General features: G+C 37.3%; 36 protein-coding genes. 14 read left to right on the top strand and 22 right to left on the bottom strand.

Features of this window, described 5'->3' with window-relative positions; translation table 11 throughout:
* Positions 1-5: 5 nt before the first annotated feature.
* From ABMA76_RS03040 to ABMA76_RS03010, 7 genes are all read right to left on the bottom strand, one after another.
* Complete coding sequence (locus ABMA76_RS03040; protein WP_392908891.1) at positions 6-527, bottom strand: GNAT family N-acetyltransferase; 522 nt, start codon at positions 525-527, stop codon at positions 6-8.
* A complete protein-coding gene (locus ABMA76_RS03035) occupies positions 514-1,113 on the bottom strand; it encodes a TetR/AcrR family transcriptional regulator (protein WP_392908889.1) in 600 nt (199 codons plus the stop codon). The genes ABMA76_RS03040 and ABMA76_RS03035 overlap by 14 nt, the downstream gene beginning before the upstream one ends.
* 126 nt (positions 1,114-1,239) lie before the next feature.
* On the bottom strand, positions 1,240-1,440 hold the full coding sequence (locus ABMA76_RS03030) for a hypothetical protein (protein WP_392859356.1): 201 nt from the start codon (positions 1,438-1,440) through the stop codon (positions 1,240-1,242).
* Positions 1,441-2,271 carry an endonuclease gene (locus ABMA76_RS03025; protein ID WP_393060911.1) on the bottom strand — a complete coding sequence of 277 codons (831 nt, stop codon included), beginning with the start codon at positions 2,269-2,271 and terminating at the stop codon, positions 1,441-1,443.
* Positions 2,272-2,437: 166 nt separating this feature from the next.
* Entirely contained in the window at positions 2,438-2,635 is a 198-nt protein-coding gene (locus ABMA76_RS03020) for a cold-shock protein (protein ID WP_392908885.1), read from the bottom strand.
* Positions 2,636-2,637: 2 nt separating this feature from the next.
* A complete protein-coding gene (locus ABMA76_RS03015; protein ID WP_392908883.1) occupies positions 2,638-3,381 on the bottom strand; it encodes a hypothetical protein in 744 nt (247 codons plus the stop codon).
* A gap of 151 nt (positions 3,382-3,532) precedes the next feature.
* Positions 3,533-3,835, bottom strand: coding sequence for an ArsR/SmtB family transcription factor (locus ABMA76_RS03010; RefSeq protein WP_393060909.1), 303 nt, complete (start codon positions 3,833-3,835; stop codon positions 3,533-3,535).
* Positions 3,836-3,920: 85 nt separating this feature from the next.
* Here ABMA76_RS03010 and ABMA76_RS03005 point away from each other — a divergent pair, with 85 nt between their 5' ends.
* Together ABMA76_RS03005 and ABMA76_RS03000 are read left to right on the top strand one after the other, a co-directional pair.
* Positions 3,921-4,985 carry an alkene reductase gene (locus ABMA76_RS03005; protein ID WP_392908879.1) on the top strand — a complete coding sequence of 355 codons (1,065 nt, stop codon included), beginning with the start codon at positions 3,921-3,923 and terminating at the stop codon, positions 4,983-4,985.
* Entirely contained in the window at positions 4,982-5,968 is a 987-nt protein-coding gene (locus tag ABMA76_RS03000; protein ID WP_392908877.1) for an LLM class flavin-dependent oxidoreductase, read from the top strand. The genes ABMA76_RS03005 and ABMA76_RS03000 overlap by 4 nt, the downstream gene beginning before the upstream one ends.
* Here ABMA76_RS03000 and sugE read toward each other — a convergent pair.
* Positions 5,958-6,284 (bottom strand): quaternary ammonium compound efflux SMR transporter SugE, encoded by a 327-nt coding sequence (gene sugE, locus ABMA76_RS02995; RefSeq protein WP_392908875.1) that lies wholly within the window; start codon positions 6,282-6,284, stop codon positions 5,958-5,960. The two genes, ABMA76_RS03000 and sugE, sit on opposite strands and share 11 nt — an antisense overlap.
* An 8-nt stretch (positions 6,285-6,292) precedes the next feature.
* Complete coding sequence (locus ABMA76_RS02990) at positions 6,293-6,928, bottom strand: LysE/ArgO family amino acid transporter (protein WP_392908873.1); 636 nt, start codon at positions 6,926-6,928, stop codon at positions 6,293-6,295.
* Positions 6,929-7,023: 95 nt separating this feature from the next.
* On the opposite strand from ABMA76_RS02990, the gene ABMA76_RS02985 reads away from it, so the two are divergent.
* Positions 7,024-7,896, top strand: coding sequence for an ArgP/LysG family DNA-binding transcriptional regulator (locus ABMA76_RS02985; protein ID WP_393060907.1), 873 nt, complete (start codon positions 7,024-7,026; stop codon positions 7,894-7,896).
* Here ABMA76_RS02985 and ABMA76_RS02980 read toward each other — a convergent pair.
* Entirely contained in the window at positions 7,891-9,153 is a 1,263-nt protein-coding gene (locus ABMA76_RS02980) for an ABC1 kinase family protein (RefSeq protein ID WP_393060905.1), read from the bottom strand. The genes ABMA76_RS02985 and ABMA76_RS02980 overlap by 6 nt on opposite strands.
* Positions 9,154-9,190: 37 nt before the next feature.
* On the opposite strand from ABMA76_RS02980, the gene ABMA76_RS02975 reads away from it, so the two are divergent.
* The 3 genes from ABMA76_RS02975 to ABMA76_RS02965 all read left to right on the top strand — a co-directional run bounded on the left by ABMA76_RS02975 (position 9,191) and on the right by ABMA76_RS02965 (position 11,070).
* Positions 9,191-9,946 (top strand): SDR family NAD(P)-dependent oxidoreductase, encoded by a 756-nt coding sequence (locus tag ABMA76_RS02975; protein ID WP_392908867.1) that lies wholly within the window; start codon positions 9,191-9,193, stop codon positions 9,944-9,946.
* Positions 9,940-10,587 carry a flavin reductase family protein gene (locus ABMA76_RS02970; RefSeq protein WP_392908865.1) on the top strand — a complete coding sequence of 216 codons (648 nt, stop codon included), beginning with the start codon at positions 9,940-9,942 and terminating at the stop codon, positions 10,585-10,587. Before ABMA76_RS02975 ends, ABMA76_RS02970 begins: the two co-directional genes overlap by 7 nt.
* A gap of 129 nt (positions 10,588-10,716) precedes the next feature.
* Positions 10,717-11,070, top strand: a complete 354-nt coding sequence (locus tag ABMA76_RS02965; protein WP_392908863.1) for a hypothetical protein — start codon at positions 10,717-10,719, stop codon at positions 11,068-11,070.
* A gap of 65 nt (positions 11,071-11,135) precedes the next feature.
* Here ABMA76_RS02965 and ABMA76_RS02960 read toward each other — a convergent pair whose 3' ends face one another.
* Positions 11,136-11,429: a DUF6172 family protein gene (locus ABMA76_RS02960; protein ID WP_392908861.1), complete on the bottom strand. Its 294-nt coding sequence runs from the start codon at positions 11,427-11,429 to the stop codon at positions 11,136-11,138.
* 118 nt (positions 11,430-11,547) lie between these two features.
* On the opposite strand from ABMA76_RS02960, the gene ABMA76_RS02955 reads away from it, so the two are divergent.
* A complete protein-coding gene (locus ABMA76_RS02955) occupies positions 11,548-11,988 on the top strand; it encodes a methylglyoxal synthase (protein ID WP_392908859.1) in 441 nt (146 codons plus the stop codon).
* On the opposite strand, the gene ABMA76_RS02950 is transcribed toward ABMA76_RS02955, so the two are convergent.
* Both ABMA76_RS02950 and ABMA76_RS02945 read right to left on the bottom strand, forming a co-directional pair.
* Complete coding sequence (locus tag ABMA76_RS02950) at positions 11,981-12,811, bottom strand: hypothetical protein (RefSeq protein WP_392908858.1); 831 nt, start codon at positions 12,809-12,811, stop codon at positions 11,981-11,983. The genes ABMA76_RS02955 and ABMA76_RS02950 overlap by 8 nt on opposite strands.
* A gap of 17 nt (positions 12,812-12,828) precedes the next feature.
* Positions 12,829-13,287, bottom strand: coding sequence for a hypothetical protein (locus tag ABMA76_RS02945; RefSeq protein ID WP_392908856.1), 459 nt, complete (start codon positions 13,285-13,287; stop codon positions 12,829-12,831).
* An 80-nt stretch (positions 13,288-13,367) separates the two neighbouring features.
* Here ABMA76_RS02945 and ABMA76_RS02940 point away from each other — a divergent pair, with 80 nt between their 5' ends.
* The gene (locus ABMA76_RS02940) at positions 13,368-14,153 is read left to right on the top strand and encodes a TrkA C-terminal domain-containing protein (protein WP_392908854.1); all 786 of its coding nucleotides are present in this window, start codon (positions 13,368-13,370) and stop codon (positions 14,151-14,153) included.
* On the opposite strand, the gene ABMA76_RS02935 is transcribed toward ABMA76_RS02940, so the two are convergent.
* Together ABMA76_RS02935 and ABMA76_RS02930 are read right to left on the bottom strand one after the other, a co-directional pair.
* The gene (locus ABMA76_RS02935) at positions 14,150-15,310 is read right to left on the bottom strand and encodes an NnrS family protein (RefSeq protein ID WP_392908852.1); all 1,161 of its coding nucleotides are present in this window, start codon (positions 15,308-15,310) and stop codon (positions 14,150-14,152) included. The two genes, ABMA76_RS02940 and ABMA76_RS02935, sit on opposite strands and share 4 nt — an antisense overlap.
* A 13-nt stretch (positions 15,311-15,323) precedes the next feature.
* Positions 15,324-15,689, bottom strand: coding sequence for a group 1 truncated hemoglobin (locus ABMA76_RS02930; protein ID WP_392908851.1), 366 nt, complete (start codon positions 15,687-15,689; stop codon positions 15,324-15,326).
* Positions 15,690-15,768: 79 nt separating this feature from the next.
* Here ABMA76_RS02930 and ABMA76_RS02925 point away from each other — a divergent pair, with 79 nt between their 5' ends.
* Positions 15,769-16,203, top strand: a complete 435-nt coding sequence (locus ABMA76_RS02925; protein WP_392908849.1) for an RrF2 family transcriptional regulator — start codon at positions 15,769-15,771, stop codon at positions 16,201-16,203.
* On the opposite strand, the gene ABMA76_RS02920 is transcribed toward ABMA76_RS02925, so the two are convergent.
* Complete coding sequence (locus ABMA76_RS02920; RefSeq protein WP_392908847.1) at positions 16,187-16,528, bottom strand: MerR family transcriptional regulator; 342 nt, start codon at positions 16,526-16,528, stop codon at positions 16,187-16,189. The two genes, ABMA76_RS02925 and ABMA76_RS02920, sit on opposite strands and share 17 nt — an antisense overlap.
* Positions 16,529-16,606: 78 nt before the next feature.
* Here ABMA76_RS02920 and ABMA76_RS02915 point away from each other — a divergent pair, with 78 nt between their 5' ends.
* A complete protein-coding gene (locus tag ABMA76_RS02915; RefSeq protein WP_393060903.1) occupies positions 16,607-17,443 on the top strand; it encodes an MBL fold metallo-hydrolase in 837 nt (278 codons plus the stop codon).
* A gap of 3 nt (positions 17,444-17,446) precedes the next feature.
* Here the strand turns inward: ABMA76_RS02915 and ABMA76_RS02910 are convergent, their stop codons facing one another.
* A complete protein-coding gene (locus ABMA76_RS02910) occupies positions 17,447-18,049 on the bottom strand; it encodes a trimeric intracellular cation channel family protein (protein ID WP_392908845.1) in 603 nt (200 codons plus the stop codon).
* Positions 18,050-18,172: 123 nt separating this feature from the next.
* Between ABMA76_RS02910 and ABMA76_RS02905 the strand changes: the two genes are divergently transcribed.
* Positions 18,173-19,636 carry a carbon starvation protein A gene (locus tag ABMA76_RS02905; RefSeq protein ID WP_392908844.1) on the top strand — a complete coding sequence of 488 codons (1,464 nt, stop codon included), beginning with the start codon at positions 18,173-18,175 and terminating at the stop codon, positions 19,634-19,636.
* Here ABMA76_RS02905 and ABMA76_RS02900 read toward each other — a convergent pair.
* The 3 genes from ABMA76_RS02900 to ABMA76_RS02890 form a co-directional block, all read right to left on the bottom strand.
* On the bottom strand, positions 19,629-20,573 hold the full coding sequence (locus ABMA76_RS02900) for a carbon-nitrogen hydrolase family protein (RefSeq protein WP_393060901.1): 945 nt from the start codon (positions 20,571-20,573) through the stop codon (positions 19,629-19,631). The genes ABMA76_RS02905 and ABMA76_RS02900 overlap by 8 nt on opposite strands.
* A gap of 79 nt (positions 20,574-20,652) precedes the next feature.
* Entirely contained in the window at positions 20,653-20,829 is a 177-nt protein-coding gene (locus ABMA76_RS02895; RefSeq protein ID WP_392908842.1) for a hypothetical protein, read from the bottom strand.
* Between the two features lie 203 nt (positions 20,830-21,032).
* On the bottom strand, positions 21,033-21,461 hold the full coding sequence (locus tag ABMA76_RS02890) for a host attachment protein (RefSeq protein ID WP_392908841.1): 429 nt from the start codon (positions 21,459-21,461) through the stop codon (positions 21,033-21,035).
* Between the two features lie 176 nt (positions 21,462-21,637).
* Between ABMA76_RS02890 and rlmF the strand changes: the two genes are divergently transcribed.
* On the top strand, positions 21,638-22,552 hold the full coding sequence (gene rlmF / locus ABMA76_RS02885; protein WP_393060899.1) for a 23S rRNA (adenine(1618)-N(6))-methyltransferase RlmF: 915 nt from the start codon (positions 21,638-21,640) through the stop codon (positions 22,550-22,552).
* Between the two features lie 51 nt (positions 22,553-22,603).
* On the opposite strand, the gene ABMA76_RS02880 is transcribed toward rlmF, so the two are convergent.
* Positions 22,604-23,095, bottom strand: a complete 492-nt coding sequence (locus ABMA76_RS02880; protein ID WP_393060897.1) for a hypothetical protein — start codon at positions 23,093-23,095, stop codon at positions 22,604-22,606.
* Between the two features lie 224 nt (positions 23,096-23,319).
* Here ABMA76_RS02880 and ABMA76_RS02875 point away from each other — a divergent pair, with 224 nt between their 5' ends.
* Both ABMA76_RS02875 and ABMA76_RS02870 read left to right on the top strand, forming a co-directional pair.
* Complete coding sequence (locus tag ABMA76_RS02875) at positions 23,320-24,108, top strand: hypothetical protein (protein WP_393060895.1); 789 nt, start codon at positions 23,320-23,322, stop codon at positions 24,106-24,108.
* Positions 24,105-24,545 (top strand): hypothetical protein, encoded by a 441-nt coding sequence (locus tag ABMA76_RS02870; RefSeq protein WP_392908834.1) that lies wholly within the window; start codon positions 24,105-24,107, stop codon positions 24,543-24,545. Before ABMA76_RS02875 ends, ABMA76_RS02870 begins: the two co-directional genes overlap by 4 nt.
* A 10-nt stretch (positions 24,546-24,555) precedes the next feature.
* On the opposite strand, the gene ABMA76_RS02865 is transcribed toward ABMA76_RS02870, so the two are convergent.
* Entirely contained in the window at positions 24,556-24,915 is a 360-nt protein-coding gene (locus tag ABMA76_RS02865; RefSeq protein WP_392908832.1) for a nucleotide pyrophosphohydrolase, read from the bottom strand.
* Positions 24,916-24,922 lie beyond the last annotated feature (7 nt).

Raw genomic sequence — 24,922 nt, 5'->3', positions numbered from 1 at the left:
TTTTCTTATAACTTTAATCTTATATTCACAATTCCCATTGTTTCAGGCTCAATAACAACTTCACCGCGACTTTTAAGAAGCCCTAAAACAGCGTGATTGGCGGTACTGGCCGTTCCATATATTTCTTTTATCTTACGCTCTTTGGCGGCTTCAATTAAGTGATCAATTAAAATTCCACCAAATCCCATGCGATGATATTTATCAATCACCGTAACGGCGAATTCGGCCTTTGGTGAATTATCAGAATCTCGATAGAATCTTGTTGAGCCTACCGGAGTCTCTCCTTCTTCATTTTCTTGCATAATCGTTAAGGCCACATGGTTAACATAATCAGGACAAGTGAATAGCTCTAAATCTTTTTTTGAAAGACTTTTTTTTGCCGCTAAAAAACGACTGCTCAACGTACGATGAGAGGCCATCTTAAAAGCTTCGATCAACTTTTTTTGATCTTTTTCACTTACACTTCGGATGACGTATTTCTCGCCACGGTGCTCGAACTGTTTAAAGAAGTCTTTATTGTATTTCACAAGGGCTTCCAATGATACATGCTCGTTTTAGCGTCTTTATAAATTGTTGCTTTAAAAGATCAAATTCTTCTTCATCCCTGCCACGTCCAATCCACGAATGGACAAGCTCTCTGGCCGCACCAAATAATATGGCATCAAGTATATGGCGATCAACAATTCTAATATTTTCAAGCTCAGCTTGTTTTATGAGGACTTCATAAATTCTTGTTGATAAAATTTCGTACTCACTAACTAAAAGCTCACGTATTTCTTGGAAGCCAGACATTGTCGCCTTCCAAAAGAAATCACTCTCTCGAACTTCATTCTTATGCCAACCAAAATAAATACAAACTAAATCATTTAAAGTTTGTTCTATCGACCTTGCACTACTAGCAGCGACAAAGGCCCTATTTCTAATCTTAGTTGAAAGCTTTATAAAAAGAGATTTGTATATATCTTCAATCCCGCCAGGAAAGTGATAATAAAAGGTTCCAGTTGAAAGGCCTGTATGTTTTTTTAGTTTTGAAACTGAAATATCTAAGATGGCCTCTTCATTTAATAATTCTAAGACACCTTCAAAAATGGCCTCTTTTGAGTCCTGCTTCACGATCACTCCATTTGTAGACAACTTGTCTAGACGTGTATTCTAGAATATGCCACAGCAGAGCGTAAGACTCAAGCTAAATGATGTAACTATATGGAATTGCATTGAAAGATTTCTAATATAAGGGGCTTATTTTAATAGCTGACACTTAACCGCAAACTTAATTTTATCAAATCCTTCAGCACCAAACCACTCAACGTATTGGCAATAGATAGATTTATAAAGGTCTGTGTCTTGATATTCGAGGTAGAGTTCTTCTCCAACTGGAGTGGAGAAGAACGGAACGAGAAAAATAAATGTTAGAATAACTGTAATAAGAATTCTAAACATCTATTGAACTTCCCAAATGGCCATCGCCCACTCTGGGTGATCGATGAAAGGGTTACGGTTCTTTTGATATTCACATGCAATATCGTTTCTTCTTCTTTCGTGCTCACTTACAGGATCTTGCTTATGCCACTTTAAAAGTAGTTTGATGAACCAAGAGCTATATGTTTGTTCACGAGAACCATTAGTCATTGGATTGTTTTTAAACCTTGGAATTTCTGCTTCATAGCGAACAGCAAAGTAAAGCATTGCTCTTGCAATATCGCCTTTGAACTCATCAATTGGTTCAAAAACACGGCCACGGTAACCACTTGTCGAGCTTCTCCCAACTTTTGACCCGTTTTTAGAAACCCAAGACGCCTCACCAACTTCACCAAAAGGATAAGAGCCACGGTGTCCGTTTACTTTCCCGTCAGTTGGGTAAACATGAAAGATATCAGTTTTCATAGGACGTCTCTTATTAAAAAGACCTTGAGGGAATAAGTGCTCTCTATTGTAGCAGTCACCTTCTCCCTTATATTGGCCACATGTTCTGCGACCTGGTCGAAAACGATAAGGATCTTTTCCGCTTGGGTTTTCAGAGTACATATCCATAATCGTGCGATCACCATCGTAAGTAGTATCAAGATCTGTACTACGATACGCCTTAAGAAGGTCATCATACGAGATACCACGATGAGTTCTTCTTAAAAGTGAAGAAAGCTCCGATTTAAACTCGTAGCCAGATGCGTGCTTTGAAAGTCGTGAATAAAACTGAGTTTGATCACAAGTTGAGGCAAAGACCGTGCTTGTGATGAAAATTAGAAAAGTTGTTGTGATGTGTGTGATTTTCATGCAAAGAGAGTATCGACTAAAATACATGAACACAATGAAAAAGTTTAATAAATCTTATAAGATATATTAGGCATTCTTACAAACAAATGAACTTTATAAAAGGTGTGCCTTTTAAGAAGCTAAAATTCTTAGCTTTCTTAAAAGACACAGTGAATCAATCTTTAAATTAAGAAAGAACACTTACTGAAACAGCGCAAGGACCTTTTTGGCCTTCACCTACTTCAAATTCAACAGCGTCATTTTCACTTAGTGTGTTTCCGTTTACTGCTGAAACGTGTACGAAAAGATCTTTGCTTCCATCGTCAGGAACGATAAATCCAAAACCTTTCTCATCATTAAAAAACTTAACTTTACCTGTTTTCATACTTACTCCTTATGTTTAAGTTTCTTTAGGTCTACGTTAGAACTATATATTTTTAATTCGCCAGAGCTTAAAACGCCATTGGCCTTCCAAAATTGTTTATACTTTCTCTCTAAAAGAAAATCAGTTCGATCTCCCTTAGTAATTAGAAAGAAGCTGTATTCATTAATCCGTGAAACTAATTCATCTAATATTTTAGATATATCCTCAATCTCACTAAAGTCATAGATAAAATATACCTGCGCTTTAGGTAGAGAGAACTCCTCATCTAAAACATCTTCTAAGAGAATTTCACAGTTAATTAAATCTAATTTTTCAAAGAGGCGATTTCCTTCGCTCTCTCTTTGCTTAAGAATTTCATAACCGATAAAGCGAGCTTCTGGGAAAACCGAATTCATCACAATTCCCACTCTCCCATAGCCTGCACCAATATCTACAATACGCTCAATATTATATTCTTTTAAAAGATAGAGGGCCTCAAAGATATCATTGTAAGGGGTTTGCAGTGCTTGAGGGTGAAGTCCTATCCAAGTCTGTGTACCTTGATAGTGCTGCTTTCTTTTGTTCCCATCATTCTGCTTATAATAAGCTTTATATTTTTGAAGTAGCTTTCCTTCGATCTTTGAAATACGAAAACCAAGCTTACTATCTAAATTCTTTGCATGAACACGTGGGTGAAGATCATTACTACGAATATATGTACGTGGATTTTTGATAAGATCTTTTAATAATACTTGCGTGGCGCTCACTAAAGGTTACCCTTGAATTCTGTCGTTTCTAAATAAATAAAGATTAAAAATAGACAGAACCGAATAAAGGAAGTGAACTATAGGAAACCTAATTTGAGAGAAGATACAACGACCTGTGTCTAATTACAAGTAAGTTTCTTATTTATGTATTTTATACGCAACTTTGTTTAATTGTTTCAATAACACCTGGATATAGTTTTTTGATATTAGGATTAAGAAATAGGTACTTCTTCACCCCTTCCGTTCTTTGGCAGATGATATGGGCCTCAATAAGAATCTTAATATGATGAGAGAAAGTGGCCTTATTTACGCAATAATCGAAGCCGCCACAAGTTATTTCCTTGTGCCCATGTTCTTCTTCATAAGCAATAAGCTGCTTAATCACACTCATTCGGATCGGGTCCCCTAGTGATTTAAATATCTTATCTAATGGTATTTGTGTGCAATCATTCATAGTTAGATAAAATTCTAACAAAGGACTTGATTTTTATCAAGGGCAGGCCTATTGTTTGATAAATATCAAACTAAAGGAGTCTCGAATGAGTACGAATTTATTTACACCGATAAAGCTTGGAAGAACTGAGCTGAAAAATAGAATTATTATGGCACCTCTAACTCGAGCCAGAGCTGGCGCTGAACGAATTCCAAATGATCTCATGGTGAAATACTATGAACAAAGAGCTGATGCAGGAATGATTCTCACTGAGGCAACGGCCATTACTCCATCGGCCGTAGGTTATGCCAACACGCCAGGAGTTTGGTCACAAGAGCAAGTTGAGGGTTGGCGTAAAATTACAAATGCAGTTCACGCTAAAGGTTCAAAGATTTTTATGCAACTATGGCACGTGGGAAGAATCTCCCACTCTAGTTTTCTTAATGGACAAAGGCCTGTGGCCCCAAGTGCGATCAGGCCAGAAGGCCATGTTTCACTCGTTCGTCCAATTACGAACTATGAAATACCCCGTGCACTTGAAACCGACGAAGTTAAGGCAATTGTAAAAGACTATCGCCAGGCCTCACTCAATGCAATGGAGGCAGGCTTTGACGGTGTTGAAATACATGCAGCAAATGGCTATCTCATTGATCAATTCTTACAAGACTCAACAAATAAGAGAGACGATATATATGGAGGGAGTATTGAAAACCGTACAAGATTCTTGCTTGAAATTACAGACGAACTCATTGAAGTATGGGGCGCTGATCGCGTCGGCGTTCATCTTGCTCCTCGTTGCGATAGCCACGACATGGGTGACTCTGACCCCTTGGCACTTTTTGGCCATGTGGTAGACGAACTTAACAAAAGAAGGATCGCATTTATTTTTACTCGCGATCCATTGGATGAAGGTAGCCTTTTTCCTAAGTTGAAAGAAAAATTTGATGGAGTCCTAATTGCCAACCAGAAATTTACTAAGGCCACTGCAGAAAAAGCACTAGAGGATAAAATAGCCGATGCCATTTCATTTGGCGTTCCTTTTATTGCAAACCCTGACCTTGTAGAGAGGCTTTCAAAAGATGCTCCTTTAAATGGGCCAGTCTTTGAAACTTTTTATGGCCCCGATCATGTTGGTTATACTGATTACCCTACATTGAAGGATTTATCATGACTCCGAAATTATCATTACTCGATTTAGTCTTTGTGAATGAAGGACAAGAAATTAAAGATGCATTTGATAATTCAGTTCGTAGTGCACAGGCGGCAGAAGAGTACGGATACCACCGTATTTGGGTGGCCGAGCATCACAATATGCCTGCTATCGCAAGTGCTGCAACTTCCGTCGTTATTGGACATCTTGCTAGTCAAACAAAATCGATTCGTATCGGAGCGGGAGGAATTATGCTTCCCAACCACTCTCCGCTTGTTATCGCAGAACAGTTTGGAACATTAGAAGCACTCTACCCTGGCCGAATTGATCTAGGTCTTGGGCGCGCTCCAGGAACTGACCAAATGACAATACAGGCTTTAAGGACAACGGCCCAAAGTTCAAACAACTTTCCAAAGGATATAGTGGAGCTTCAACGCTACCTTTCAACTGAAAGTGCAAGTGATCCAATTGTCGCCACTCCTGGATTAGGATCACAAGTTCCACTATGGATTCTTGGTTCCAGTACTTTTGGTGCCCAGCTTGCGGCCCACTTAGGACTACCATATGCCTTTGCTTCTCACTTCGCCCCCGACGCAATTCAAGAAGCATTATCACTATACCATGCAGGCTTTGAACCTTCGCCACAACAAGAAAAACCTTATGTCATGTTAGGTGTGAATGTCATTATTGCGGACACTGATGAGGAAGCTCAATTCCTTTCAACAAGCCAGAAGCAGTCTTTTGCTAATCTTCGTCGTGGATTAAAAAAGAAGTTTCAAGCTCCATTAGAAGATATCAATTCTTATTGGAGTCATGATGAAGCAATGATGGCCAAGCATATGCTGCACTTTTCTTTTATCGGCTCAAAGGAGACAGTAAAGAAAGGACTTGAACAATTCATTGAGCGCTACAGACCTGATGAGCTTATGGTTGTGACTTCTGTCTTTGATATTGAAAAGAAAATAAAGTCCTTAAAACTTTTATCAGAGATAGTTAAGCAGTAAGCTTAAGTCCTATAATTGAAACTAAAAGTAGCGTTAGAAAAAGAGTGCGCGCAAGTGTGATTGGTTCATTAAAAAGAACAATTCCTAAAATTGCAGCACCTAGCGCTCCTATCCCAACCCATACCCCATAAGCTGTCCCAATTGGAAGAGACTGACTGGCCTTAGCAAGCAAGAACATACTTGCAGCAAGCGTTACGAGCGTGAAAATACTTGGAACGAGCTTAGTAAAACCTTGAGTATATTTTAATCCAATCGCCCAGCAAACTTCGAGAAGTCCTGCAATAACTAGAATTATCCAAGAAATAGAAGTAGACATTGTGCCTCCTACGACATCAGTTGAATGAACTCTGTTACAGATTCACTTCCAAGCTTATGTGCAAGGTATCCTAGGACAATAGCTGTCGCTAGTGACGAAATTCTTAAATTCTTCTCTTTAGTAAGAATATGTGAAAACTTAGAAGAAAAAGTCACGAGAAAGTAAAACCACACAATAGAGAAGACACCTGCTCCTAGTCCAAATAGAAAACGGTGTTGAACGAGATCAAAGCGAGTTGAGTAACCACCAATTAAGAAGAAGGCATCAATATAAACATGTGGGTTTAAAAGCGTAAAACTTAAAGTTGTTAAAATAACTATGCGACGAGAAAGAGCAAATTTCTTATTTTCTTGAGCTTCCTTAACACCTCTAACAGAGTCAATAAGTTTCATTACTGCATAGTAAAGTAAGAACGAAGCACCTAAAAGTCCTATCCCAACTTTAAATTCAACAGTTTTTACCAACATTCCTGAGACACCAAGAACGGCCAGAAGAATGAGGGCCATATCACAGACAGAACAAATAGCTGCCGCTAAATAATGATTCTTCTTTTTTGTCCCAATATCAATAAGAAATAGGTTCTGTGCACCTAAAGCTAGAATGAGACTTGCCTGCAATAAAAAACCTTGAGTAAAAAATTCCATAAAACCTGCTCCTGAGGCGTAATTTAATGCAAACCATGATATAAGTTAAATTAATCTTTTTAATTATTAATTAGTAAAACTTATGAGAGTAAATAATGATTGATTACCATGCCCTTAGGGCCTTACAGGCCGTTATTGAATATCAAAGCTTTGAGCTAGCCTCTAAGGCCATTGGGATTTCCCAATCAGCAGTAACTCAGAGAATACAAAACTTTGAATCTTTTCTAGGGACAAAATTATTGATTAGAAAGGCGCCTTATCGTGCGACAGAGAAAGGAAAGTCCTACTTAAACCTACTGAGAAAAGTAACTAGCCTCGAAAATGAAATACTAGAAGACGAAGACATCAAAAAGGCAAAGCCAACATTAAAAATTGCTATGAATAGAGATAGCCTCGACCTATTCTTTCACGATGTCTTAACAGACAGCAAAGTCTCACAAGTTCTGACGTTACAAATTATTGCAGATGACCAGGACAATACACTAAAGTACTTAAAGAGTGGTCAAGTGGATATGTGTATTAGTTCGGAAAAGAAACCTCTTCCCAACCATACATCAACACACCTCGGTGACATGGTCTACTCCTTAGTTTGTTCAAAGAAGTTCTACAAAGAGTACTTTAGTGAAGGTGTAAATAAGAAGACTCTCTCCGAAGCTCCTCTTGTCGTCTTTGATAAGTACGATAAGGCCCAACACACTTATCTAAAAGAAAACTTTAAAGTCGATAAGCTGACAAAGATTAACCTTATGCCATCTGTTTCAAGCTTTAAAAAAGCAATCCTTGGAGGATATGGCTATGGACTACTGCCCTTTATTGATATGGAAAAAGAAATGAAAAAGAGAAAATTTGTACAACTAAACCCCTCTAAGGATTTTAGCGTTTCTCTCTTTCTACATCAATGGGAGTATCAAAGAGAACATATTAAACTATTTAATGAAAAGCTTATTAAAGCGGCACAAAAATTATAAGCATTCATCAAGTAATGCTCGCACATCAAAACGAGCCCCAAGCTTTTGTAGAACAAAGAAGACCCCACCAATCTTGCGATCGAGGAAAACGGTATGCCTTGAAGGGTTACCGACAGCTACTTCTTTCATTAGCTGAGGCGCCATCTCCATGACCTTGTCCGCAACATTTGAGCTCCCCCAGTCATAGACCCCACCCTGAAAAGGTGCTGCAATAACTTTGGCATATTCCCAAAAGAAGTCTTCATTAGTTTTCTTACTCTTTGATAGGTACTCCATCTCATAAAGATTTGAAAAGAATAGTTCGCGGTCAAGATTTGCACAGGCGATGATCAGAGTCTGATAACCTTTTAAGAAATTATCTGGTGGAGTTTTTGAGGCACCAAAGTCGATTAGGCCCCAACGATTATTTGGTAGTAAAATATAATTTCCCATATGAACATCAGTCTGTACTTTTTTGAATTGAAAAAGCTCTAAGAACATCAGTCTCATAAAGTCTCTTCCAAGTTCATCTCGATCTTCTTGAGATAAGTTCAATTGATCGATCTCTCTTAAGCTATGACCTTCGAGATATTCCATCGTTAAAACTCGCTCATTACTAAAGTCTTCCAAAACTTCAGGAATTTTGTATTGTGGATAATCCTTGAGCATTTCACGAAATTCATTTATTGACTTGGCCTCTTCCTGGTAATTAGTTTCAAGAAAGAGCATCTCTTCAATTTCAGAATAGATTTCTTTTAAGTCCACTTCTTTTGGAATGACATTTAAAAGCTTCATTAACATCTTTAATGCCTTCACATCATTCTTTATTGCCTTGCGTACTCCCTTGTACTGAATCTTCATGGCATAATCGATTCCATTAAAGTGGGCCAGGTGAACTTGCCCAAGGCTTGCCGCTGCAATTGGCTTCTCTTCAATTTCAAGTTCTTCTAAGAATTCTTTAGGTAGTTGTTCTTTAATTTGATCCCACTCTAAATAGTAAGACTGACTCTCTAGTTGCTTTAAAACTTTTTGCGCCTCAGGAGGCAGAAATGCACTTGCATAAGTTGATAGAAGTTGCCCGGCCTTCATTAAAGAGCCCTTCATTACACCTAACTCATTTACAATGAGTTCAACATGAGGCCCAATACCGCCACTCAACTTATTTTTCAAATCTTCATTACGTTTAGACCAAACGTCTTTGCCCATCTTGAGAGCAAGTTTTGCAACTCCGACTTGTCTTGAAATGAACTTATTTTTTATTTTATTTATTTTTTTCATTGGCCTTCTTATTCTAACATTAACTAAAGGAGAAAGGATGAATTTTCGACTCAATAAATGCCAAAATGCTCTTATTATTGGAGCTGGTCATGGGATAGGATTTGGGATTGTACAGAATCTATTAGAGAATTACTCAGGTATCTTCGTTAAGGCAACTTATCGTAGAAAAAAGAGTGCATTAGATTTATTAAATCTAAAAAAAGTATTTCCTAATAATTTAGAAGTATATCAAGTAGACCCATCTAAAGAAGATCATTTAAAGAACCTTGCCCAAGAGAATATTAATAATTCCTTCGATCTAATCATCAATAGCGTAGGCTTTCTTCACACCGAAAATATCTCCCCAGAAAAGTCTTTACGAGAGTTTGACCCCGATACCTTTCTTGAACTAATAAGAGTTAATGCCATGATCACACCCCTGTTAGCTAAGTATCTCGAAAAGAACTTAAGCAGCTCCCCTAGTCTCTTTGCTACGATATCGGCAAAAGTAGGAAGTATCGAAGATAATAAGATAGGTGGATGGTATAGTTACCGTGCTTCAAAAGCTGCTCTTAATATGCTCATCAAAAATATTGCCATTGAATTTGAAAGAAAAAGAAAGAAATGTCTTGTTCTTGCCATTCACCCAGGCACTACTAGAACTGATTTATCTGAACCCTTCATTGAAAGAACCTCTTATATAATTCACGAGACACATGAAACCGCTTCCAATATACTTAATATTATAAATAATAGAGAACTAAATGAAACTGGAAAGTTTCTATCTTGGGACGGCGGAGAAATTCCATGGTAACGACAATAATTAAAGACACTGATTTTAAAAACTATGATGAAAGAAAGAGAATTAAATTTATTAATGCCTTATCCGGTTTTAAATCAGCGAACCTTGTAGGGACAATCAATAATGAAGGTCAAACAAATCTTTCAATCATAAGTTCCGTCGTACATCTAGGAGCCTCTCCTGCTCTAATTGGACTAGTCATTAGACCTGATATCGCCAGAAGAGATACCCTAGAAAATATTCGAGAAAACGGTTTCTTTACGATTAATCATGTTAATGAATCGATAGTCGAAAAGGCCCATCAAACAAGTGCACGCTACCCTCAAGACCAAAGCGAATTTGTAGCTTGTGGACTAACTCCAGAATACGTTGAACACAAAGAAGAATTTCCTGCACCATTTGTACAAGAAGCAAATATAAAGATGGCGATTAAATTTGTGCGTGAGATTGAAATTGAGGAGAATGGGACTCATTTTTTAATTGGAGAAATAAAAAGTGTTCACTTGCCTCAAGACTGCCTCGAAGAAGACGGTCATATCGATATCCACAAGGCAGGAACAATTTGTGTATCGGGACTAGATGCATACTTTACGACGGCCCCTCTTGGACGTCTTAGCTATGCAAAAGCTGATCGAAATCCAAGTTGGCTGTAGAGAAAAAAATTTCCTAGCTAGTATTGACACCATTATTTTTGCTACCATTCTTTTATCACGAGAGGTAAATCATTATTTTTTCGACCTCTAAAGAATCTTTTTTACTATTAACCGTATCAAGGAGACTTTATGTTAAAGAAAACAAAATTATGTAATTATTCAAATCCACTATTTTATGACTTCGGCATAGAATTAGGGCCCAAACAATATCAGAAAATTAGATCACGATTAGACGGCCTTATGGATCGCTGCCCTATTCATAGCCACTTTAAACTAACATTCAAGAAGCATGAGACCAATTACATTGGTCAATTAAGTATCAAATCGTTTACTAAAAACTTTCACGCAAAGAAAGTTGCTCACACGCCACTTCAAGCATTTTTACTTCTTGAAGAAGCAATCGATGAGCAATTACTAAAATGGAAAAGAGATAGATTTAGCAATAGTTTAGCAAGTAGCTTACGTCGACCACAAGTCGCGTAAATTGCTCTTTGGCAAAACTCCTGACATCTCCAGGAACCAAGAATGGTTCCTGGAACTTAGTATTCTTATTCTTTTGTACGACGAGTACGGCGGGCCTGCTTTGCCAAGATTTCAAGATAGAAAGATTCGGCTTTCTCGTTAACCATTAAATCAATATTCTTATTGATCTCTTTCTCGTGAATCTCTTTAGCAGTCTCTTGAGAAGTTCCAATGCGACAGTCAAAGTCCCAAAAGTCCGCACCTTCAGGAAGTTCCTTCTTGCGCTCTCTTTTGATATACTTCTTAACTTCAAATTTTATCTTATCCGCAACTCTCTCTGGTGCGCGCTTTTCGTCTACTAAATTAAACGTCTTCTTCACTTCTATCTCACTTTTTTAAACTAATAGGAGCTTTTAACATGGAATAACTCGGAAAACACTCTATTAATGATCACTAAGTTAACTTTACTTAAATAAAGTGTGGGAATAGAATAATACTATGAAGAAAAAGACCATCGCCCTTGTGGCCCACGACAGTAGAAAGAATGACCTTATCCAATGGACTTTGGAACACAAAGACAAACTCACCAAGTACAATATTTGTGCTACAGGGACGACAGGAAGACTCTTAGAGGAAAAGCTAGGAATCAATATTCATAAATACTTAAGTGGTCCAATCGGTGGGGACTTTCAAATAGGTACAGCTATTGTTGAAGGCAGTGTAGATATGCTGATCTTTTTTTGGGACCCATTGGAATCCATGGCACACGATCCAGATATTAAGGCCTTATTAAGAATTGCAACACTCTATAATATTCCCATGGCATGTAATCAAACAAGCGCTGACTATTTCATTAATTCAAGCTTAATGGACATAGAGTACGAGCGTAAGCTTTCCGTACTTAATCATTATAATCAAGCACGAAAAGATATTAATTAAAAAAGTCCATATACACTTTAAACCAAGGTGTCTCTCCATATCGTTCGACGACCTTATCAAAGAAGACTTCAACACCTTCTTCCGTAAGGCCCATTTGATCATATGAGAGTTGCTCATAAAGATTCATGATAAGACTTGGCGAAAAAAAGTCCATAAGCTTTTCAAGGTAGGCCAAACCTTGCTGTGGATTTCGTGTTAAGAGATAGTCATAAATTGATAATCGTTTTATATCACAGGCTTCCGGTGAGCGTTTTTGAATACTAAGCCCATTGTCAAAGTGATGCCACTGCGGACTCTTGTCATTAACAGTGCGTATACAAAGAGTCACAGTAGGATTTTGTTCATGAAGCACACGATGAGAGAACTCAAGTCCTCTTTTGATTTCACGAATATCTCCCTTAACAAGAGTTTCATCTACAATACACTCTATTTGACTTGTGTAAATATCAGGGAAGAATTCTTCTTTCTTATGAACTTTAAAAACTTCATGTCTTGACTCTCCTGCTACGACTTGAAAAGCGCCACAGAATGAATGAGAGTGAATAGAAGTATCTAGAGTCTGCCAAAAATAAAGATCAACGACAAAGTGACCATTATTAAAAATTGTAACAGGAGGCTGACCGAAGCCATTATAAACATTTACTTGTTCAGGTAGAGTTTCTTGCTCTAAACTCCACTGCGCGATAAATGACTCCAACTCTTCAAGTTCAAAATCAAATTTCGATTCTATGAGAAAGTCAGTACACACTTTCGAAAAGTCTTCAGCTACAGCATTTAGAGCTTCGATCTCTTTTCCGATATTTAAAAGGTCTTTAATATTCATTTTTCTTCTCACTATTTCTAAATACGTGTAAAACTACACTTTCTCGACTTTTTAAAATATTGACCTTCTCGGCTACGTCCACTGTAGACTCGTAAATAGTCCATTTCGTCACCTTCTACTTTAAGTACTCCTAGCCCCTGAGCATTAGAAGTCTGATTGCGATCCTTCATCCATTGGATACGGTCAACATTAAAATAGAGGCTTTTCCTATCGGCTCCCCAGTAAAGATTATGAACATTAAATGTCTTTTCAAATTTATTCTCATACTGTTCACTATAAGGCTTACCTATTTTATAATCCATTCCATAGAAATTGATATGCTCACAACTCTGCTGTCGTACATGCAATTTTTCAATCTTCACTGTACCATCGCGATCACACATTCCTTCCCAAGTACCGGCAAGATCTGGACAACTTGCCCATGTTGAAAGTGTAAGTAAACAAAGTGCTGTCGATTTTAGCTTGAGATGAGTCATAAGACTTCCTTAAGTATATTTAAGTTCATTTATAGATAAGTTTAGCTGGTTTTTCTCTATAATGGAAAGTGGAGTTTATCATGCTGGCCCTACTAACGTTAACGATCATATTATTTACATCTATTACCGTTGTTAAAGTAGCAACAAAGATCTTAGTTTTAACTGGCCTAAGTGACGAAGTTGCAAGATTTCAAGCAAAGTCCGCCCTCACAGGAACAGGGTATACAACTAGTGAGTCAGAAAGTCTTGTTAACCACCCTCTAAGAAGACGCGTTCTCAGCTTTCTAATGACAATTAGTAATGTTGGAATTATCTCCGTCATCTCAACGGCCATCTTATCATTTGTGAATATCGATACAACTGCTCAAGGACTTAGCCGATTCGCTATCGCAGTCACTCTATTTTCAATAATAATCTATGTAACTCAGAGTAGTTTTTTTAATAAATGGCTAAATAAAAAACTAAAAAAATATCTTGGGAAACTCTCTGATGTCGAACTCGTGGATTACGCAAACTTACTTCACATAGGTGATCGCTTTGGCATTGGTGAGGTTTATGTTTCTGAAAAGCACTGGTTTGCCAATAAAAATGTTCGAGAACTCTCACTACTAAGAGAAGGCCTTATCGTCCTAGGTGTTCAAGTTGCAAATGGAGAATACCTCGGGCTTCCCTCAAAAGACTATGTCATCACTCCAGGAGATACTGCTATTCTTTATGGGAGAGCGGATATGTTAAGTGAAATTAGCACCAGAACTGCTGATATTGGAGATAATGAGAGAAAAGAGGCCATCGAAAAGTTGGCCGGAATAAAAAAAGAAGAAAAAGAAAAAGAAGAAGAGATTGTTGAAACAAGAGAAGCCAGCTAGTATTCTCTGCCATCTGGTCTCATTGAAGTTAGAATATCAAAGTACCTCAAAACAAAGATCAAGAAACCAAAACTCCATAAAGACGCCGCAAGATACAAGCTAGAAAAATAATACTCTGACGAAACCATAGGAGTTATAGAACGTGTTAAGGCCCCTATAATAATTAATAAGTAAGAAAGCTTCGTCCATGAGTCTGCAATAATATTTCGGCCTGTATGCCCCAGAGAAACACGAGTCATTATCCCAATGGACACGGTGGCCAAGCCTCCGGCCAATAGCATATGCAATGCTGCATTTGTCTGATTAATACGCGTGTAGAAAATCCCAATTAATCTTAAGATCAGTTCAATATTAATAAAACCAATACCAACATGAAGAATAAAAAGTATTGGAATACTTGTAGTTAACATAGGTCGCCACAGAAACTGTCTGAAGAGGTTTGAGATAATTGCAATAATAAGGATTGAAATATACGCCACTGATGGATTCATTAAATTCCAAAATAATGAAAGAATTAGAACAGATCCTAAGCTTAAGATATTAAGCCACTTAGGAATATCAATCTTAGTATCAGGGATTTTGCTTCTCGTAAAAAATGGAATGACTCTGCCTGCTATCAATAAAATAATGAAGCGAATTAGGCCAATCGCAACATCCCTTCCGTAATCTGAAATAGTCGCTTCAGAATATAGATTACCCCAAGTATGTAAAAAACAAGAAACAGTGAAACCCAATAATATCGGGACAAAGACATATTTTTGTTTTGGAAAATTCTGTAACTTTCTAAAAAGCATCATTAGAAGAGCTGGAAAGAAAAGATTTAAAGTTATTAGTAATGCAGTTTCTGATAGAGGTAAGAAATATGAGAAGCGCTCTATAAGCCACAACAGGAGTAATATGACGAGGGCCTTTCCTTGGTATGGCCTTGAGCCCGTCCAATTGGCACTGGCAGTAAGTAGAAATCCTGCAATTAAAGCACCAGTAAATCCAAAGAGCATTTCGTGAGAATGCCAAAAGAGATAACTTAAATTTAAGACAGGAACTTCAAAATGCCCCAGATAAGTAAGAACCCAAATAATGGGGTTAAGTGCCGCAATTAATCCGGCCATAATAAAGAATGGCCTAAAACTAATTGAAAATAATGACTTAAACCCCATCAACGCTCTCTGCCTACTTAAGAAGTACGTCGGCCCTAGTCGACTCAGCAATTGCTGCTGCTTCTTGTATTAGCTCATCTGCCACACCCAGCTCTTGTAAAGTAGCACCAAGGTTTTCAACAACAGCATCAAAGTGCTCATCATTTAGACCTTGGGCAACTAGGGCCTCGTGTGCTGCTCTCATCCCCTTTCCGTCATATGTATTTGGGCCACCAAAAGCATATGTTAAGAACATGATCTGCTTTCTTCTTTGTGCGGCCATATCGATCCCCTCAAAGAAGTGCTTAATACGTGTATCTGCTAAAACTTTATTATAAAAAACATCAACTGCTGCATTAACAGCGTCTCTACCACCTATTCTTTCAAATAACTTTGACATACTATCTCCTTAATATATATCTAAAATACATATTATGTATGCTAGACTTAAATGGTATTAAAGTAAACAGGAAATTAATATGCGTTTGGCCAGTTTTACAGATTACAGTCTAAGAGTTCTTATATATATCGCCACAAAGGGCGATGAGCGCTCTACTGTGGGTGAAATTGCCGATAAGTACAAGATATCTCGTAACCACTTAGTAAAGGTTGTTCATAATCTTTCATCAATGGGAATCATTGACTCCTATAAAGGAAAAGGTGGAGGCATCACTCTATCTAGCGCTCCAGATCAAATAATCATTGGTGATTTAATACGTGAACTTGAGGAAGACTCTCCCCTTGTGGAATGCTTTGGAAGTAATGGCGGCTGTATTATCAGTCCTGCGTGCAAGTTAAAAGGTGCGCTAATGATCGCGCAAAACCAATTCTACGAAGCATTGAATGCCTATACACTCGCCGACCTGCTCACTAACAAGGGTAAGCTTGTGGATATTTTTAAAGCGGACAATTAGAGTCCAGAAGTCCCCTAATATTCTTTTGAAACTTTCTAATCACCTTAATTTGGTTATCAAGTTGAGTCAGTTTATCTTCTAGCTGCTTTCTCAGTCGCCCATTCGGTTTTCTTGTTGCTAGAACTTTTGCCATCGACTTAATTTCAGCAAGAGAGAATCCCAACTCCTTTGCCTGAACAATAAGTTTTAGTAGATCAACGGCCTCTTCAGGATACACTCGGTAGCCATTATCACTTCTTCTAGGAACTAATAACTCTACCTTTTCATAATAGCGTATTGCTGATGAAGGTATCCCTGTTTGCTTAGATAAATCACCTATTTTCATTTTTTCTCTCCAGCACTTGACCTTAAAGTATAGTTTAAGGTTTATACTAGTCTAAACTGATAACAAAAAGGAAAACAAGTGAAATCTCTGATCACTCTTCTATTTACACTTAGTATCTTTGCAGCAAGCGAAGGTCCTCGATTTTCTATTATTCAAACAGGTACAGCAAAAACACTTGAGGCCTTAATATATGAGAAAGGCAGTCTCTTTAAAACAATGATGGTTAACCACGCAGGTTTTCTAATTGAAAACAAGGGAAGGTACATTCTATTTGAGACAGGTTTAGGAGATGAAGTTGATCAACAATTTGACGAAGACATGTCTTGGTGGGCAAGGCCACTCTTTGCCTATGAAAAGCTTGACTCAATAAAGGTACAACTAAAAGATATGTATAAAATTGAAAATATCATCTTATCTCATGCTCACTGGGATCACGCCAGTGGCCTTGTTGATTATCCATATATCACAACACTAGTAAGCCCAGAAGAAATGGAAGAAGTTAAGCATCCTATTGCCAATCGAACATTTCCTTCACAATTTAAAAGAACAAAGACAAAACCATTCAAATGGAGGCAAGAAAGTTATCTAGGGTTTAATAAGTTCTATGACATCTTTGGGGATAAAAAAGTCATCGTTGTTCCATTATTTGGACACACTCATGGTTCTCTTGGCCTCATTCTAAATGGAGAATATAAGAAATACTTCTTTGTTGGTGATGCTATCTGGACAACAAGACAACTCTCCCCAATTCAAAATAAGCCATTCATTTCATCTAAGCTTGTTGATACAGACAAAGAAGTGGCACAAAAGAAAATTAAAATTGTGAAAGATATGCAAGAAAAAGGTTTTATTATTATTCCAACACATGACTACTACGTGCATGAGTCACTTGGTTACTATCCAAAGTGGAACTAACCTTTATTCTTTCATTGTTGGCAGCTTTAAACCAAATTTTATGGCCCCGTACCTGAGAACAAAAGTACTAATGATTACGATTATTGCAGGGTAAATTGGCTCTAGATCGACGTCAGATAATAAAATAAAAACGAGAGATGAAATTGCCGCCACAGTTGCATACAGCTCTTTTTGGTAGAGTATTGAAAGTTCCCCACTAAAGGCAGAACGTAAGATTCCACCTAAAACTGCAGTAATGACACCCATTAGAAGAGCAGTCTCATTATTAAACCCAAGTAATAATGTCTTTTGAGTACCGATGACAACAAAGAAGCCAAGTCCTAGTGTATCAAGGAAGAGTAAGAGAGAGCTCTGGCGTTCATAGAATCTTCTCATAAAGAAAGTTGAGAGTGTCGCAATGATAATTATATAGAGGTAAGACGTATTTTGCGTCCAGAAAACAGGTTCATCAATAATAAGGTCACGAACTGTCCCGCCACCTACTGCAGTTAGAAATGCTAAGAATAGCATTCCAAAGAGATCAAGTTTGGACTTGCCTCCTACAGATGCTCCAGTGACAGCAAATGCAAATGTTCCGAGATAATCAATATAGATAAATTCATTCATTCTAACTTCCTTAGATGGAGTTTAACATAAATTTCAAGAAATTTTACTTTTAGAATTAACCAATGACATCTGTTTATCCCCTTATAATTAAGGATAGAAAACTTTTAACCATGGAAGTGTTAAATGATTATTTTTTTCATCTGCCTTGCGATGCTGGCCCTCGCTTATATCTTTTATAGTCCCTTTGTCGAGAAACAAGCAGGAATTGATCCAAGCAAGGATACCCCCGTGACAAAATTCGAAGATGGAGTTGACTACGTTGAGGTCTCACCAACCAAGGCCTTTCTTATTCAATTCTTAAATATTGCTGGAGTGGGGCCAATTTTTGGACCAATCCTTGGAGCAATCTACGGCCCAATTGCACTCGTGTGGATCGTGCTTGGAAATATTATAGGAGGCTCTGTTCATGATTTCTACTCGGGAGTTCTAAGCATCAAGGAAGATGGTAAGAGCTTACCTGAAATTGCTGGTCACTACCTAAATCAATACTTCAAGGCAATCATGTTACTCTTTACAGCAATGCTCCTCTTCTTTGTTGGTGTAGTCTTTATTATGAGTCCGGCCGGTTTAATTAGTAACCTTGATGCCTTTAAAGATACAATGTTTGCAAGTAATAATTTTTGGGTTCTAGTTATTCTTGCCTATTACCTTCTTGCAACTCTTCTTCCAATCGATAAAATCATTACAAAATTCTACCCACTCTTTGGTCTCTTAATGGTTGTCATGACTGTCTTAGTGGCCATTTCTTTAATACTTCATGCACCAATGCTACCTAAGATAGAAAATGTCTTTGCCTACTTTTCACATTCTCATATGAACTATGAATTATTAAATCGCGACCCTAATGGGCCTCCCGTGTGGCCACTACTATTTGTTACGATCACTTGTGGTGCCATTAGTGGTTTTCATTCAACGCAAGCTCCAATCATTGCGAGATGTCTTAAAAATGAAAAGTATGTCAGGCCCGTTTACTATGGTGCTATGTTAGCAGAAGGTGTTGTTGCATGTGTTTGGGCCCTAGCAGGGATCTCGGCATTCCCAGAAGGCTATGTTCAATTAAAGGCAGTCATCGCCCAAGGAGGGCCAGGCCTAGTGGTAAAACAAATCTCTTCAACTTATCTAGGTGCACTTGGTGGAGTTATGGCGGTTCTTGCAGTAGCGATCTTTCCAATAACTTCTGGAGATACGGCCTTTCGATCACTAAGGCTTACGATCATTGATGCATTTAATATCCACCAAAGTATAAAAAATCGACTCTTTGTCTCGATCCCGATTCTAACCATCGCCTACTTTATGACAAAGATCGATTTCTCTCTAATTTGGCGATACTTTGCATTTTCAAATATGCTCTTATCAACGAGTGTGCTCTGGCTAGCAACAAAGTATCTTTTTGATCGCAAGGCGATCCATTGGGTTGTAAGCCTACCAGCTATTGTCGGGACAGCAGTGACAATATCATATATCCTAACTGCTCCTATCGGTGTGAATCTTTCAAAAGAACAAGCGCAACCGATCGGTGCATTAGTGGGATTACTATGTTTAATTTTACTCGTAGTTTTTCATCGCAAGCGATACGCGTTTAACTAGCTTTTCTCAAGTGAAGAGAATTCATTTTTCTTTTATCGACAGTTAGCTCAAAGATATCTGGACGAGAGTAATGCCCACCGATATCTAAAGAGCGTCTTGCATCGATAACTTCTTCGAGATCGTACTCAGCATAGAGAATTGCTTTTTCACGTGATAATGGCCCTGCAACAGCACTGCCAAAAGGTCTAAATAAAACCGCATCTCCATCTGATAACCAGTCATCTGGCTCCGGAAAAATATCGTCTTTAAATGGTATATCATCTGGAATATCAAGGCACTGAATTGCAGTAGAGCATCCAGCGACCCAACAACCACCTTCTCGAGCAATATGCCTTAAGGTTCCGATCCAAGACTCTCCACAGTCCCAGGTTGGTGCCAAGTAAACTTCTACTCCTTGTGCATATAAACTGAAGCGTGAAAGTGGCATATAATTTTCCCAGCAAATTAGCGTTCCAATTTTTCCAGCGGGTGTATCAACAACATTTAACCCACGAGCATCTCCCCACCCCCAGACCATGCGTTCAGGATTTGTTGGGATAAGCTTACGATGGTTATTAAGAATTTTTCCATCTGGCCCAATAATGGCATAAGAATTTAAAAGAGTTGAGCCGCTAGCTTCTGCATTAATCTCGTTGAAGCCAATTGCGACTGTCACATTTTCTTTCTTAGCTATCTCTTGAATTTCAGAAAGTTGTCCCTTGGAAAGGTCAACAGAGTTCTTAAAAAGAAGGTGGTGTAATTCTTTAGACATTCCAATATCACCACCTGGTCTTAACCTCCAAACCCATGAAGGATAACCAGGTAAGTAGGCTTCAGGAAACATTACTAAGTCAGCACCATTTCCTGCGGCTTCAGAAATTGAGTCACAGGCCCGTTCTATTGTTTTAGATAAGTTTAAAAATACCGGTGGAAGCTGAACGATTGCAATCTTTTTCACATCGATCTCCTTAAGTCAGCACCTCTCAGAGTATTTTCATTTAAGCATAAATTTGAATCGAAAAGTATTTAACTCTTTCTTATTTTCCGAAGAATTCACTACGGTATTCTTTGATTCCGGCTTCATCCTTTTTATGACAATCTTTAGACGACGCTTGTTTACTAACCTTTTCTTTTTTTACTTCTTGAATCTTTGCTTCAGATGCAACAGCTGTCATTGATAAAAGAACACAAATACCTAAGATAAGTTTTCTCATAATTAATCCCTTGTTTAGTTTTTTTCAAATTTAACACTAGGGATTGTTGAAATATAGGCACCAAACAAAGAATTCACACTTATGTTAATAGTTTTAACAATAGTGTCTAAAGTCAATAAATCTATTATCGGTAAGAAAAACTTAGAAATAAAAAGGGCCATAAAAGGCCCTTATGTTTTACAATTTAAGACTATTATAAACCTCTACGCGGCCATAATTTTTTCAATCTCACTATCAGGTAAGTTTCCTAGGTCTTTATTTAAATAGTTACTCACATGCTTATTTAAATTGCTATTCAGGTTATTTCGAATAACTCCTAAGAATGAATTTTCAGCAACAATAACTAAATCATCAAAGTTGTTCTTATTATGATTATGATTGAGGAATTGATTTATTTCTTTTGCAAATAATTCTTCACGATGCTTCTTATTCGTTTTTTTCGGAGTAAATGATTGATACCCATGGCCATTACTATTTGCCATTGATCCATGTCGGTCAGAGTCGACCTCCCCTTCTTTAAGCTTGACTTTTGGGTTCTCAAGAGACTTGATTAATTTTAATGTATTTCTTTTTTTACGCTCATAAATACGAGCATTAGACTTACTTGCGACAACAACCCATGATCGATGCATATCTACCTCCAAGAGATATTTTCAAGAGATATTTTTTTTATCATCACTCTATTTCAAAAAAAACTCCAACAAATAAATAGTAAAAATTTCTTATCAGCAACCAGATGAACACTGTGTATTTTCTTCTCTAATTCCTTTTTTCTTATAAAGAACTAAAAATATGTTAAAAATAAAGAATGAAAAATGAAACCAAAGAACTACATCAAAGAAATCTTCACAATAAGGGCTATGACTTTAAGGCCTTAATAGAATCATTCCCTTCCCTGGCAAATTTTGTAAAAGAGAACCAGTATGGTAATCAGAGCGTTAACTTCTCTGATGCAGGAGCTGTTCTGTGTTTGAACCAGGCACTCTTAGCACATTACTACAAAGTAGAACATTGGAGTGTCCCCCAAGGAAACCTCGTACCACCAATACCTGGACGTGTAGACTATATTCACTATATAGCAGATCTACTTGCCCAAGAAAATAAAGGAAAAATTCCTGTAGGTCCAAAGATAAAGGGGCTTGATATTGGCACAGGGACAAGTTGTATCTATCCTATTCTTGGCAATAGTATCTATGGTTGGAAGTTTGTTGGTAGTGACAGCAGCTCCCAGGCCATCAATCATGCAAACTCAATGCTTAAGTCTAACGCAAGCTTAAAGAAGAATATTAAGGCACGCTTTCAAAAATCTCCAAATCATATCTTTATTGATCTAATTAAGAATGATGAAAAATTCGATTTTACAATGTGTAATCCACCTTTCTACTCATCACAAGAAGAAGCCGATAAAGAAAGAGCAACAAAGCTTAAGAACTTAAATGCGAATAAAGTAAAGAAAGGACATAAACCTTCAGCTAAATCGAATTTTGGTGGCGTTAAGAATGAACTTTGGTGTGAAGGTGGTGAAAGGGCCTTTGTGACAAATATGATTCAAGAGAGTGTTGAGTTTAAGGATCAGTGTCGTTGGTTTACTACCCTTATTTCTCAAAAAGAAAATCTTCTTGAACTAGAGAAAGAGCTTAAGAAACAAAGAGTAAGCGATAGTCGATTAATTGAGATGAATCATGGAAATAAGATAGCGCATATACTTGCTTGGCGCTTTTAATTGAAAGTCCATACCTCGACCTTAGAGAAATCAAGGTATGGACATATGAAATTAAAGAAGAATGATTGTATGAACAGCACCTTCTCTAACAACTTCAAATTCAAACATTTCTAGAGCTAGAGCTTTACGATCAGATCTCTTAGCGTTCTTAAGAAGTTCTACATCAGAGCTTGATAATTCGTCTAGAGAGATATTGAAAGCTACGAACTCATTTCTTTTTCCATTATTTACTTCACCGTGACGATCAGCTGTACCAAATGGCTTGAAGCTTAGAACAACTTGAGCAACTTCAACTTTTGAAAGTGTTACTTCTTTACAAAGACCTGTTTGAGCTCTATCTCTAACTGGACCATTTGAGTTACAGTTAGTAACAACAACATTTTTAGACTTTACAACTTCAGTAATTTTGAAATCAAATACGTTTACGTTTACAGTTCTAGATGACTCAACATTTTTCTCAGTTGCGAATACATCGTATGAGATAGTTTTTGCTTGAGTTGAAAGTCCTGCGATTAGTGTAAGTGCGATTAATAAGTTTTTCATAAATCCTCCAAGAATTGGTTAGCAATGTTTTCTATGGAGGTAATTTGAACTAAGCACGATAAAAAATATATATTCTTCAAATTTTGTCCAAATTTTCAAAGACATTTGTCCAACAACCTAATTTCAGGGCCCTAGAGCGGACAAATCTCAGAATTTTGTCCAAATTTTTCATAGTTTTACAACAATTATTGATTAAATGAATAGTGAACGATAGTTATATATCCATGCAAAATAGCATTTCCGCTTCCCATTCAAAGCTTGGTCTTAGGGCACAAGTACAGGCCGATATCAATCGCTACCTTGTAAACTTCAAGGATCCAAAGATTGGTCAAAGGAAGCTGGCCGAAAGTGCAGATATTCATCCAAAGACAATCCAAAGAATTTGTCGCCAGGAAAATACGCCTGGGCATATTACAATTCTTAAAATTTACCGTGTCCTTCTTGGAGAGAATAATACATCTAAGCTACTTCCCCTACTCCCGAATGCAATTAAAGAAGTTGTATTAAAAGATGGAATTGATTTACCTGAGACTGACATTGATTACTCAGCAGTTATCAAAAGTGAAATTTTAAAGAATGCAGTCTTTTGCGAGATCTATTTTTTAATTGATACAGCACCTGTTACACGTGATCTAATTATGTTCAAATATGGAGAGCATGGACTTCATATTCTCGACAATATGTTCTCTCTTAACGCAATTAAATACCTAGATGATGGTGCCATCACTCTTGGGACTTCCAGAGTTCAGCTCGATGCTGAAATCATTAAGAAGGCAGGGCTGACTTTATCAGAGAAGTACTCTAAGTATCAAAATTGTGAAGTCACTGGTGATAATTTCATCGGACTTTATGTTGAGTCTCTTCCAGAGGAAGCCTACCAGATGTGGCTAGAGATTGATAAAGAAGCATTTATTAAGAAAGCTGAAATAGCTAAACAGTATCGAACTAATGTTAAAGGAAAGAGAGTCTTTACCTATATGACAACTGATACATTTACAAAGAGTGAATTATGAAATTTTTAAAGTGGATCATATTATCATCTTTAGCAGCTAGTATTCTCGCTGGAGGAGACTATGGCGGCGGTCCAAAGGTTGTGGCATTAAATAAACTCGACCACTCTGTCCATCTTGGTGATATTAAGCTGACAAAAGATAATGAAAAAGTCGAACTTACAGTTATTTATCAGAAACGAGTTATGAAATTTGACCCTTTCCTAGGAGAAAGAGACGCACATAAGCTTAAGTACGGTAAGTATGCTGAGGCAAGAGTCAAATACGATAAAGAACTATTTAACCAAGACTTAATTGATGAATTAAGTGGCCGTGGACCAATAACGATCTTTAGATCAAAGTACAGAAAGCTAGTTAATGAATACTTCACGATTGATGAAGTAACTGATCAAATTAATATTGATTCAGATAAAAGATATTTTGAAGTAAACATAAAATAATAAAGAAAGCTTAGAGCTCAGTATATTTCTTTGCTGAGCCCTTCGCTTTTTCAATTGGATATTTCTTCGCATTCTTTTGCATCTTTCTAAGAGTAACTTCTTCAATATTAATATCGGCCTTAATGGCAATTCTCATAAGATAAACAAAGATATCAGCAACTTCATCTTCAAGCTTCTCTTTAAGGCTTGTGTTAGAAGCAATATCATTTGACTCACTTTCTTTTAGCCATTGAAAGATTTCAACAAGCTCTGAAGTTTCCACACTAAGTGCCATGGCCAAGTTCTTAATCGAGTGAAACTGATCCCAGTCTCTCTCACTAATAAATTTACTTACTTCAGAGTTAATCTTTTCAACATTAATCGATTTCATATAGGCC

It is taken from the genome of Halobacteriovorax sp. ZH5_bin.2 (assembly GCF_043196375.1).
Taxonomy (GTDB): Bacteria; Bdellovibrionota; Bacteriovoracia; order Bacteriovoracales; family Bacteriovoracaceae; genus Halobacteriovorax_A.
This window is presented reverse-complemented; position numbering and strand designations above follow the sequence as displayed.

Excerpts from the sequence above, each read along its gene's own strand:
- ABMA76_RS03030 (WP_392859356.1), bottom strand. The coding sequence starts at position 1,440 with ATGTTTAGAATTCTTATTACAGTTATTCTAACATTTATTTTTCTCGTT.
- ABMA76_RS03025 (WP_393060911.1), bottom strand. The coding sequence starts at position 2,271 with ATGAAAATCACACACATCACAACAACTTTTCTAATTTTCATCACAAGC.
- ABMA76_RS03020 (WP_392908885.1), bottom strand. The coding sequence starts at position 2,635 with ATGAAAACAGGTAAAGTTAAGTTTTTTAATGATGAGAAAGGTTTTGGA.
- ABMA76_RS03010 (WP_393060909.1), bottom strand. The coding sequence starts at position 3,835 with ATGAATGATTGCACACAAATACCATTAGATAAGATATTTAAATCACTA.
- ABMA76_RS03005 (WP_392908879.1), top strand. The coding sequence starts at position 3,921 with ATGAGTACGAATTTATTTACACCGATAAAGCTTGGAAGAACTGAGCTG.
- ABMA76_RS03000 (WP_392908877.1), top strand. The coding sequence starts at position 4,982 with ATGACTCCGAAATTATCATTACTCGATTTAGTCTTTGTGAATGAAGGA.
- sugE (WP_392908875.1), bottom strand. The coding sequence starts at position 6,284 with ATGTCTACTTCTATTTCTTGGATAATTCTAGTTATTGCAGGACTTCTC.
- ABMA76_RS02990 (WP_392908873.1), bottom strand. The coding sequence starts at position 6,928 with ATGGAATTTTTTACTCAAGGTTTTTTATTGCAGGCAAGTCTCATTCTA.
- ABMA76_RS02985 (WP_393060907.1), top strand. The coding sequence starts at position 7,024 with ATGATTGATTACCATGCCCTTAGGGCCTTACAGGCCGTTATTGAATAT.
- ABMA76_RS02980 (WP_393060905.1), bottom strand. The coding sequence starts at position 9,153 with ATGAAAAAAATAAATAAAATAAAAAATAAGTTCATTTCAAGACAAGTC.
- ABMA76_RS02975 (WP_392908867.1), top strand. The coding sequence starts at position 9,191 with ATGAATTTTCGACTCAATAAATGCCAAAATGCTCTTATTATTGGAGCT.
- ABMA76_RS02970 (WP_392908865.1), top strand. The coding sequence starts at position 9,940 with ATGGTAACGACAATAATTAAAGACACTGATTTTAAAAACTATGATGAA.
- ABMA76_RS02965 (WP_392908863.1), top strand. The coding sequence starts at position 10,717 with ATGTTAAAGAAAACAAAATTATGTAATTATTCAAATCCACTATTTTAT.
- ABMA76_RS02955 (WP_392908859.1), top strand. The coding sequence starts at position 11,548 with ATGAAGAAAAAGACCATCGCCCTTGTGGCCCACGACAGTAGAAAGAAT.
- ABMA76_RS02950 (WP_392908858.1), bottom strand. The coding sequence starts at position 12,811 with ATGAATATTAAAGACCTTTTAAATATCGGAAAAGAGATCGAAGCTCTA.
- ABMA76_RS02945 (WP_392908856.1), bottom strand. The coding sequence starts at position 13,287 with ATGACTCATCTCAAGCTAAAATCGACAGCACTTTGTTTACTTACACTT.
- ABMA76_RS02940 (WP_392908854.1), top strand. The coding sequence starts at position 13,368 with ATGCTGGCCCTACTAACGTTAACGATCATATTATTTACATCTATTACC.
- ABMA76_RS02935 (WP_392908852.1), bottom strand. The coding sequence starts at position 15,310 with ATGGGGTTTAAGTCATTATTTTCAATTAGTTTTAGGCCATTCTTTATT.
- ABMA76_RS02930 (WP_392908851.1), bottom strand. The coding sequence starts at position 15,689 with ATGTCAAAGTTATTTGAAAGAATAGGTGGTAGAGACGCTGTTAATGCA.
- ABMA76_RS02925 (WP_392908849.1), top strand. The coding sequence starts at position 15,769 with ATGCGTTTGGCCAGTTTTACAGATTACAGTCTAAGAGTTCTTATATAT.
- ABMA76_RS02920 (WP_392908847.1), bottom strand. The coding sequence starts at position 16,528 with ATGAAAATAGGTGATTTATCTAAGCAAACAGGGATACCTTCATCAGCA.
- ABMA76_RS02910 (WP_392908845.1), bottom strand. The coding sequence starts at position 18,049 with ATGAATGAATTTATCTATATTGATTATCTCGGAACATTTGCATTTGCT.
- ABMA76_RS02905 (WP_392908844.1), top strand. The coding sequence starts at position 18,173 with ATGATTATTTTTTTCATCTGCCTTGCGATGCTGGCCCTCGCTTATATC.
- ABMA76_RS02895 (WP_392908842.1), bottom strand. The coding sequence starts at position 20,829 with ATGAGAAAACTTATCTTAGGTATTTGTGTTCTTTTATCAATGACAGCT.
- ABMA76_RS02890 (WP_392908841.1), bottom strand. The coding sequence starts at position 21,461 with ATGCATCGATCATGGGTTGTTGTCGCAAGTAAGTCTAATGCTCGTATT.
- rlmF (WP_393060899.1), top strand. The coding sequence starts at position 21,638 with ATGAAAAATGAAACCAAAGAACTACATCAAAGAAATCTTCACAATAAG.
- ABMA76_RS02880 (WP_393060897.1), bottom strand. The coding sequence starts at position 23,095 with ATGAAAAACTTATTAATCGCACTTACACTAATCGCAGGACTTTCAACT.
- ABMA76_RS02875 (WP_393060895.1), top strand. The coding sequence starts at position 23,320 with ATGCAAAATAGCATTTCCGCTTCCCATTCAAAGCTTGGTCTTAGGGCA.
- ABMA76_RS02870 (WP_392908834.1), top strand. The coding sequence starts at position 24,105 with ATGAAATTTTTAAAGTGGATCATATTATCATCTTTAGCAGCTAGTATT.
- ABMA76_RS02865 (WP_392908832.1), bottom strand. The coding sequence starts at position 24,915 with ATGAAATCGATTAATGTTGAAAAGATTAACTCTGAAGTAAGTAAATTT.